General features: G+C 50.0%; 9 protein-coding genes. 8 read left to right on the top strand and 1 reads right to left on the bottom strand.

Annotation, left to right across the window (positions count from 1 at the left end):
• The first annotated feature begins 364 nt into the window (after nucleotides 1-364).
• From D5S03_RS12570 to D5S03_RS12535, 8 genes are all read left to right on the top strand, one after another.
• Nucleotides 365-907, top strand: a complete 543-nt coding sequence (locus D5S03_RS12570; protein WP_008869829.1) for a TRAP transporter small permease — start codon at nucleotides 365-367, stop codon at nucleotides 905-907.
• 12 nt (nucleotides 908-919) lie between these two features.
• Nucleotides 920-2,203 carry a TRAP transporter large permease gene (locus D5S03_RS12565; RefSeq protein WP_008869828.1) on the top strand — a complete coding sequence of 428 codons (1,284 nt, stop codon included), beginning with the start codon at nucleotides 920-922 and terminating at the stop codon, nucleotides 2,201-2,203.
• 43 nt (nucleotides 2,204-2,246) lie between these two features.
• Complete coding sequence (locus D5S03_RS12560) at nucleotides 2,247-2,627, top strand: RidA family protein (RefSeq protein ID WP_008869827.1); 381 nt, start codon at nucleotides 2,247-2,249, stop codon at nucleotides 2,625-2,627.
• 125 nt (nucleotides 2,628-2,752) lie between these two features.
• Nucleotides 2,753-3,760 (top strand): D-cysteate sulfo-lyase, encoded by a 1,008-nt coding sequence (cuyA, locus tag D5S03_RS12555; RefSeq protein WP_008869826.1) that lies wholly within the window; start codon nucleotides 2,753-2,755, stop codon nucleotides 3,758-3,760.
• 141 nt (nucleotides 3,761-3,901) lie between these two features.
• Entirely contained in the window at nucleotides 3,902-5,779 is a 1,878-nt protein-coding gene (locus D5S03_RS12550) for an aldehyde ferredoxin oxidoreductase family protein (RefSeq protein WP_008869825.1), read from the top strand.
• Nucleotides 5,780-5,906: 127 nt separating this feature from the next.
• Entirely contained in the window at nucleotides 5,907-6,653 is a 747-nt protein-coding gene (cuyB, locus tag D5S03_RS12545; protein WP_008869824.1) for a cysteate racemase, read from the top strand.
• A gap of 248 nt (nucleotides 6,654-6,901) precedes the next feature.
• A complete protein-coding gene (locus D5S03_RS12540) occupies nucleotides 6,902-7,186 on the top strand; it encodes a MoaD/ThiS family protein (protein WP_008869823.1) in 285 nt (94 codons plus the stop codon).
• A gap of 154 nt (nucleotides 7,187-7,340) precedes the next feature.
• A complete protein-coding gene (locus tag D5S03_RS12535) occupies nucleotides 7,341-8,129 on the top strand; it encodes a HesA/MoeB/ThiF family protein (RefSeq protein ID WP_050775164.1) in 789 nt (262 codons plus the stop codon).
• Nucleotides 8,130-8,223: 94 nt separating this feature from the next.
• Here the strand turns inward: D5S03_RS12535 and D5S03_RS12530 are convergent.
• Nucleotides 8,224-8,460: hypothetical protein (locus tag D5S03_RS12530; RefSeq protein WP_287044266.1), on the bottom strand; the 237-nt coding region annotated here is incomplete at its 5' end.

The following is an 8,460-nucleotide window of genomic DNA, read 5'->3' as shown; positions in this document are numbered from 1 at the left end:
AGTAGCCTCTGTCCTTGACCTCTCCAGGGAAGCAGAACCTTGGAGGGGTCATTTCTCCATATTTTCAGAGTTGTTTTTCATTGTCGTGCAAACATCCATACATATGACAGGCTGTCTTGCTGATACTGCAGCGACACCTTCTCCTAAACAGCAAGTGTTGGAGCTATGACCCTCTGTGTTCATTTAACCGCCTTGTATCTGTTTAGCGCTTTTAAGGAAAGCAAGGGACAGGCACTCCGGGCCCCACTTGAGCATCATTTTGTGCTTAAAATATCTCATTTTTTGGGACAAGTGGGTCCCGGAAGAGCCAGTCCCCATGCCACATGCAAAGCGCTAAACAGATACACCGCCTGGAGAAATCCTTATGGCCAAAAAAATATTGCACATTCTCGACAACCTGGAACGATACATCTGTGTGGTCCTGCTGTCTTTTTTCGTCATCGTTTTGTTCTTCCAGATATTCCTGCGCGCAGCATTCAGTATTGTCCTGCCCTGGAGCGAAGAACTTTCCCGTTTTTGTTTTGTATGGTTCGTTTTCTTTGGGGCGTCCTATGCTGCCAGACTGTATGCCCACAATAGAGTTACAATGCAGTTTAAACTGTTTCGTCCGGCGATTGGCAAATTTTCACAAATCTTCACTGATTTCATCTGGATCGGCTTCAATGTGACCATGATACATGAAAGCATCAAGGTCATCAACAATATGCAGTTATTTGCCTTTCATTCCCCGGCACTGGGCTGGAACATGGCCTATCTCTATTATATCTTTCCCATCAGCTTCACCTTGATGAGCTTACGCATCATACAGGTTAATTACATTATGCATGTCAAAAAAGAGGCAATGGGCGATGTTGACAAGGTTGACGCTGAGGCCATGACAAAACTGGCCGAGAAGTCGGGTAACTAAAAGGAGCTCATCATGTCACCAGCAACCGTCCTCTTCGGGTATTTCGTCATCCTGCTGCTAATGGGAAGTCCCATTGCCGTAGCGCTGGGCGTTTCAGCCATGATCACCTTCATTTATGTGGGAACAGATCTCTCCAGTATTGTCCAGATCGCCTTCAATTCGGTCAACTCATTTCCCATCATGGCTCTGCCTGCCTTTGTCCTGGCCGGAGCACTGATGGATTGCGCCGGTATTTCCAAACGGCTGGTACACATCGCGGAGACCATGGTAGGCAAGATCAGCGGCGGTCTGGCCATCACCACAACCTTGTCCTGCGTATTCTTTGGAGCCATTTCCGGATCCGGCCCGGCCACTACCGCAGCCGTGGGCATGCTGATGATTCCGGCAATGATCAAGAAGGGCTACAACAAGGGCTATGCCGGCGCAGCCACGGCCAGTGCCGGGGGAATCGGTATCATTATCCCCCCCAGCATTCCCATGGTCATCTATGGTGTAACCTCCCAGCAGTCCATCACCAAAATGTTTCTGGCAGGGGTCATCCCAGGCCTCATGATCGCCATGGGGTTGATCATAGTCCATTTTCTGCTCTGTCGGGGAACCAATTACAGTGAAGACATGGAGGAATTTTCCCTGCGTCGTTTCCTGCTGGCTGTAAAGGGTGGTTTCTGGGCCATTCTGGCACCGGTGATCATTCTGGGCGGGATATATTCCGGAATTTTTACACCCACGGAAGCAGCCATAGTAGCTATTTTTTATACCTTATTCGTGGGCATCTTCATCTACAGGGAGATCACCTTTGCAGGCCTGGAAAAATCCCTGACCACCACTTCCTGGCTGACCGGGCGCGTGCTGATCATTATGTTCACGGCCTTCGCCTTCGGCAGAATCCTGGTAGAGAACCGGATCCCGGATCTCATCGCCCAGCAGTTGCTGAGCATAACCTCGGACGTCCATCTTCTTCTAATTCTGGTTGTCGTGTTTTTGCTGTTTCTGGGCATGTTCATGGAAACCCTGGCCCTTATCTTGATTGTCACTCCAGTCCTGCTTCCGGTTATGACCATTCTGGGAGTAGACCCTATTCACTTCGGCGTCATTCTGGTCGCTTGCTGCGGTGTGGGTTTTTCCACACCTCCTCTGGGGGAAAATATGTTCATTGCCTCAGGTATCGCCAATGTCACTCTTGAAGAAATATCCTGGAAGGCCCTGCCATTTTGTGCTGTTACCATAGGTATGATCATCTTAATGGTCTTTTTTCCTCAAACCGTGCTGTGGCTGCCAACTATCCTGGGGTACTGAACCTCAACTTGATAATTTAACTTAACCATCATTGGAGAATCGCATGTCAAAAACCGTTATTCACACCAGCAAGGCTCCTCAAGCAGTAGGACCCTATTCCCAGGCAGTAGCTTTAGGATCGTTGCTCTTTACCTCAGGCCAGTTGCCCCTGGATCCGGAAACAGGAGATATGCTCCAGGGTTCCATCCAGGTCCGGGCTGAACAATGCCTGCGAAATCTTCAAAACATTGCCGAGGCCGGTGGCACGAGCCTGGATCGGGCGATCAAGGTTACGGTGTTTCTGACCAACATGGCCGATTTTCAGGCCGTAAATCAGGTTTACGCCCAGTTTTTCAAGGAGCCCTATCCCGCAAGGACGGCCTTTCAGGTAGCGGCCCTTCCACTGGGCGCGGATATTGAGATTGAGGCAGTTTTCGAGTGTTGAACTGCCAAAACAGATGACAGGGAACAGAAAAGTCAAAGAGTTATCTGTAGCTCGAATAAATCTTACGGTCCACGCGACTGATTGTAACTGCAACCTTAAACATTTGCAAAACAGGAGAGACTATCATGAATTTTACCAGATATCCCCGTCGTGCTTACCTGGAGGAAGCAACACCCATCGAGTTTATGGAAAACCTGAGCACTTTCCTGGGGATGGAGGTCAATCTGTTTGTCAAGCGCGATGATCTGCTTCCAGGGGCTGGAGGGGGAAACAAGACCCGCAAACTGGAATTCTGCCTGGCCGATGCTTTGGAGCAGGGAGCGGATACGATAATTACCTGCGGGGCGGTCCAGTCCAACCACTGCAGGCTGACGGCCTCCTGGTGCTGCAAGGAAAATCTGGATTGTCACCTGATACTGGAAGAGAGGGTTAAGGGAACTTATCATCCTGAAAACAATGGAAACAATTTTTTGTTCCATCTGCTGGATGTGAATAGCATCTCGGTTGTTCCCGGCGGTTCGGACATGATGGCCGAAATGCGCAAAAAAGGGGATGAATTGAAGTCCCATGGCAAAAAACCCTATATCGTCCCCGGAGGAGCGTCCAATCCCATAGGCGCCCTAGGCTATGTGGCTTGCGCAGAAGAGATCATGAACCAGTTGAATGCAGGGCACCAGGACATCGACCACATCGTCGTGCCCTCAGGCAGCGCAGGTACGCATGCCGGCATGGTTGCAGGCATGATCGGCACGAATGCAAATATTCCGGTCAGCGGAATCAACGTCTCCAGACCCAAGGATGTCCAGGAAGGCATTGTTTACAACCTTGCTGAGGAGACTGCACAAAAGCTGGAAATGAAGATGTCCATCCCAAGGGAGGCGGTCGTCTGCTACGACCAGTATGTCGGCCCCGGCTACTCCCTTCCCACGGACTCCATGGTCGAGGCGGTTCGCCTCTTTGCTAAGCATGAAGCTATCTTACTTGACCCGGTCTACTCGGGTAAAGCAGCTGCCGGACTCCTGGATCTGGTCCGTTCCGGACATTTTCCACGGGGCAGCAATGTCCTGTTCCTGCATACCGGTGGCTCCCCCGCGCTGTATGCCTATATGCCGACATTCAGGAAAGATAATTAATGCAGGTAGAAGGTTAATAATTTCCCAGACTGCGAGGCTGGAGGCCCTGACTGCCATTTCAAGCCAGCCATTTTTATTATTGCTAAAAACCTTAAAACTATGACTTTTCTTAATTGACAAAACCATTAAAGGAGTCTTCAAATGCCCTTTGGTTACAACGGAAAAATACTGGTCGTGGATCTGACCAACCAGACCTGGTCCGTGGATGAGCGTGATGAGGCCTGGTACCGCACCTACTGGGGCGGCGGGTCCCTTGCATCCTGGTATATGCTCAAGGAAATTCCGCCGAAGGCTGATCCCTTGGGGCCGGACAATGTTCTGGTATTTGCGGCATCGGTACTTTGCGGCAGCGGAATATCCGGCTTCAACCGCTATACAGTTGCAGCCATGAATCCTTTAACCGGCGGCTTTGGAGAGTCCGAGGCGGCTGGTTATTTGGGACCGGCACTCAAGCATGCCGGCTTTGATGCGGTGGTATTAAAGGGAAAATCTCCCCAGCCTGTATACCTGTGGATCAATAATGGTCAGGTTGAACTGCGCGACGCCGCTCATATCTGGGGCAAGGAAAACGCCCCCACACTGGACACAATAAAGAATGAGCTGGGGGAAAAGAAAATCCGTATTGCCTCCATCGGTCCGGCCGGCGAGAACATGGTCCGGCTGGCCTGTATAATCAATGAACTGGCTCATGCCAACGGAAGATGCGGCATGGGAGCGGTCATGGGATCTAAAAATCTAAAAGCAGTGGCCGTGCGTGGAGACTCGGCAAACATGTCCCTGGCTGACCCGGATAAGCTGGACGAGATCAGCAAATGGCATCGCAAAAGGATTGCAGAGCATATGCCAAGCATTAACATGCGCAAGTTCGGAACGGTGCAGCATCTAATGGCCCAGCAGAATTCGGGTATCCTGCCTACCCGTAACTGGAGGGACTGCCAGTTTGAGGATGCTTCCAGCCTGGGTTGGGAAGGATATGAGAAAGTCAGCAAAGGCACTCATACCTGTTATAAATGCGCTGTTGCCTGCAAACGCAGGGTGAACAACACAGAAGAAAAACGGTATGGGGGACCGGAATATGAAACCCTGGCCGCACTGGGCTCCATGTGCGGGGTGGGAGACCTGAATGCGGTCTGCAAGGGACATGAGCGCTGCAATGCACTGGGCCTGGATACAGTGGGTACCGGGGCTGTGGTGTCTTTCGCCATGGAACTGGCGGAAAAGGGCATTTTGTCCGCCGGTGATCTGGGAGGTACAGAGCTTAAGTTCGATGACGCACAAGGCATGCTGGATCTCATTGAAAAGATCGGTGCCCGGGAGGGCATCGGCGACATTTTGTCCCAGGGTGTAAAAAGGGCTGCTGCAGCCATTGGCAGAGGTGCTGAAGAGTATGCTTTTCATGTCAAGGGACAGGAGCCGGCCTTTCATGATCCAAGGGGAAAGACAGGCGTCGGTCTGGGCTTTGCCCTGTCGCCGACAGGTGCTGATCATATCGAGGCCCCTCACGAGGTTCCCTTTCAGGGCGAAGGGGTGAAGCTGGTTAATCCGCTGGGCATCTTCGTTGCGCCTCAGGCCCTGGACACCGGTCCGGAAAAGGTGCGCTACTTTATTGCCGGGGAAAAGACCTGGGCCATGAACAATACCCTGGGGCTGTGCAACTTTGTTGTGGCTCCCTTGTTTTCCATGACCTATGACAAATTATGTGAAGCCGTGGAAGCCATAACCGGCTGGCAAACCAGTGTGCATGAACTGATGCTTGTGGCCGAGCGCTCCATAGTCCTGGCCAGGATGTTCAATGTCCGCCAGGGAATGGACAGCAAGGACGATAAGCTCTTCCGGCGGATGTTCGAACCCCTGCCCGACGGTGTACTCAAGGGTGAGGCCATTTCTCCGGATTCCTTTCAACAGGCCGTGGACCTGTACTATGCTATGATGGGCTGGGATGAGAAAGGTGTGCCCAGCAAGGGAACGCTGTATAGATTGAGTTTGGATTGGCTGGCTAACGGTGGAATGAAGCATTGATGAGTCGATACCTGAGTTCGAAGATGATCAAGGCGTTGCCGTTCAGGAAGGCGTCAATTGTGATTTCTGGCAATATCGCCGCAGACCCGTATCCGGCACCCCTCTGAATGGTTATCTTAACAATAATATGCAAGATGTAAACCAGGAAAAGATCGTCGGCATCATCGGCGGAATGGGACCAGAAGCCACTGTGGACCTGATGTCCCGTGTGATCCGTTTGACTCCGGCTTTGGACGATGCTGATCATATCCGCTGTATTGTGGACAACAATCCCAAAGTTCCTTCGCGGATCAAGGCGCTTATCGATGGTGCAGGGGAGAGTCCTGTGCCGGAATTGCAGGACATGGCCAGATGTTTGGAAGCCTGGGGCGCTGACTTTCTAGCCATGCCCTGCAATACCTCCCATTACTACTTTCAGGATATCCAGGGTGCAGTGTCCATTCCGATGCTCAACCTGATTGAAATTACAGTACAGGAAGTTCTGCGACAACAGCCTGGGATAGACAAGGTGGGCATTCTGGGTTCCACTGCACTGATCCTTACAGGCCTATACCAACAGGCTTTTGCTGCGTCCGGGGTGAGGGTGGTCTACCCTGAGACGGCCTGCCAGGACAGGGTTATGGTTCTTATCAAGGATATCAAAAAAGGGGCAATGGACCTGGCCTTTCCTGTGTTTGAAAGTTCCGTATCCAGCCTGGAAACGCAAGGTGCGCAGGCTTTGGTCATCGCGTGTACAGAATTGAGTCTTCTGCCTGATGCTTCGCTTTCATCTGCTCACCAGCCCTTGCCCCGGTATGACTCGTCAGATATTCTTGCTCGAGATATAATTCGTACCTGCAAGGTGAAGAATTTAAAAAGCATTGGGCCTCCCTAATATCATGACAGCGATATTTTTTGTATAACATCCTACACAATTGAATAAGAACTAGCAAGATGTAACTGCAAATAGCCAATAAATATTGTTAAACATTTAAGATTGTCATTGTAACTTTTTAACTTTTATAAATTATTTATTTAGACTGCTGTCTTTTAAGCTTGACAAACTGACTTTTTGCAAGCCATTACTCTAAAAAGACATCCGACCAAAAGAATTCTGCAAGACCTTATTCTGGACTAGGTTATATGAAAAAAAACAAGTCAAATAATGCAATTTACGAACCCTGCTTTCATGCAAAATCCATCACTATAAAATTGAACCTGGAATCAATTCTGGAAAAATATGCACCAGATAATCCTGAATACTTTCAAGTGTCCAGTGATTCCACCCTGGCAGATCTTTTGAAGTACTTAGGGCTTAGTGAGGATCAGGTCATGCTCGCTTTTGTTAACGGTAAACTAGCTAACTTGAAAACCAGGCTTTCGGACAGGGATTCAGTATCTTTGTGTCCTTATATTTGTGGTGGATGAAAAAATGGACATAAGAAATATTTTTACAACTATACTTATTTATAAATCAAAGTAAACAGATCTTCAAACAGTCAATTGAATCTACAAATAAGCTGTAAATTTTGTATATTATATTCAATAGAAATTCACGAATACAATGAGTTATGTAAGTAATATGATCCAGCAGCCAATACAAACTTATATTTCAGACCGGGAAATATTCAACCGTGCACACAAATCAGGTAACATAGTCCAGGAAGAGGTTCTGCTGGCCATGGAGGCAGGGGAAATCCCGTTGCGCTATCAGAGGAACAACCACGCCCTGAGTTTAACGGATCAGATCAGCCTGGCCAGATCGGCAGTACTTTTAGTCGGGTGCGGAGGGCTGGGTGGCAATCTCTGTGAATACCTGGTGCGCATGGGAGTGGGTAAAATTGTAGCCTGCGATCCGGATGTATTTGAAGAGAGCAACTGCAACCGGCAGATTCTGGCCACATCCGAAACCCTGGGACAATCCAAGGCCCTGGCGGCCAGGCAAAGAGCCCTCGCCATCAATCCGTTGGTGGAAGTTGTGGCTGTTGAGGATTTCGTCAGGTTTGATCTGCTGGATTCTGTTCAGGCCGTAGCAGACTGCCTGGGTGGTGCAGATTACCGCCAGGAACTGTTGGAAATGGCCAGAATTGCTGACTTGCCCCTGGTCTCAGCTGGAATTGCCGGGTGGCACGCTCTGGTATGCACCACATGGCCGGGTGAATCTGGGATTGGAGAGTTCATGGGTAAGGCAGCCAACTCTGTGGAGGATGAACAAGGAGTTTTGGCCCCTGTGGCTTCATTTGCTGCATCCCTTCAGGCCGGCGAACTCGTCAGGATTATGACCGGCGTAAGTCCTATCCTGCGAGGGAACCTGCTCATGGCTGACACTGCCCGGATGCGGTTTTCCACTGTTGACCTGGACATATTTTAAGAGACTGGGGTGCTCAGACTGGCACTTATTATATACATATAGGGAATAGGGAATACTGAACATAATTCATGGGGGACAGTCAAGATCATCCTCTTTATACAAAGATAACGTATCCATTCAGGGGATGCCAGCAATCGCCATCGAGAATAGACTTGAAGCGTACTCCCCAACCGTGAGCGGCAGAGCCGCCCGCTCGCCCCGTGAAACACCCAGCACTCACTTTAATAATTTCGGTTTCATCACAAGCAAACAAATGGAAAAGTGAGTGCTGGGTCAGTGCAGCGGGTTTCACCGGGGTGTGCAACGAAGTTGCCCGTGCCCAAAAAATCTT

Source organism: Desulfonatronospira sp. MSAO_Bac3, from assembly GCF_003838035.1.
In the GTDB taxonomy this organism is placed as follows: Bacteria; Desulfobacterota; Desulfovibrionia; order Desulfovibrionales; family Desulfonatronovibrionaceae; genus Desulfonatronospira; species Desulfonatronospira thiodismutans.
Note: the sequence above shows the minus strand (reverse complement) of the source record. Positions and strands in the feature narration are given on the sequence as shown.

Excerpts from the sequence above, each read along its gene's own strand:
- D5S03_RS12570 (WP_008869829.1), top strand. The coding sequence starts at position 365 with ATGGCCAAAAAAATATTGCACATTCTCGACAACCTGGAACGATACATC.
- D5S03_RS12565 (WP_008869828.1), top strand. The coding sequence starts at position 920 with ATGTCACCAGCAACCGTCCTCTTCGGGTATTTCGTCATCCTGCTGCTA.
- D5S03_RS12560 (WP_008869827.1), top strand. The coding sequence starts at position 2,247 with ATGTCAAAAACCGTTATTCACACCAGCAAGGCTCCTCAAGCAGTAGGA.
- cuyA (WP_008869826.1), top strand. The coding sequence starts at position 2,753 with ATGAATTTTACCAGATATCCCCGTCGTGCTTACCTGGAGGAAGCAACA.
- D5S03_RS12550 (WP_008869825.1), top strand. The coding sequence starts at position 3,902 with ATGCCCTTTGGTTACAACGGAAAAATACTGGTCGTGGATCTGACCAAC.
- cuyB (WP_008869824.1), top strand. The coding sequence starts at position 5,907 with ATGCAAGATGTAAACCAGGAAAAGATCGTCGGCATCATCGGCGGAATG.
- D5S03_RS12540 (WP_008869823.1), top strand. The coding sequence starts at position 6,902 with ATGAAAAAAAACAAGTCAAATAATGCAATTTACGAACCCTGCTTTCAT.
- D5S03_RS12535 (WP_050775164.1), top strand. The coding sequence starts at position 7,341 with ATGATCCAGCAGCCAATACAAACTTATATTTCAGACCGGGAAATATTC.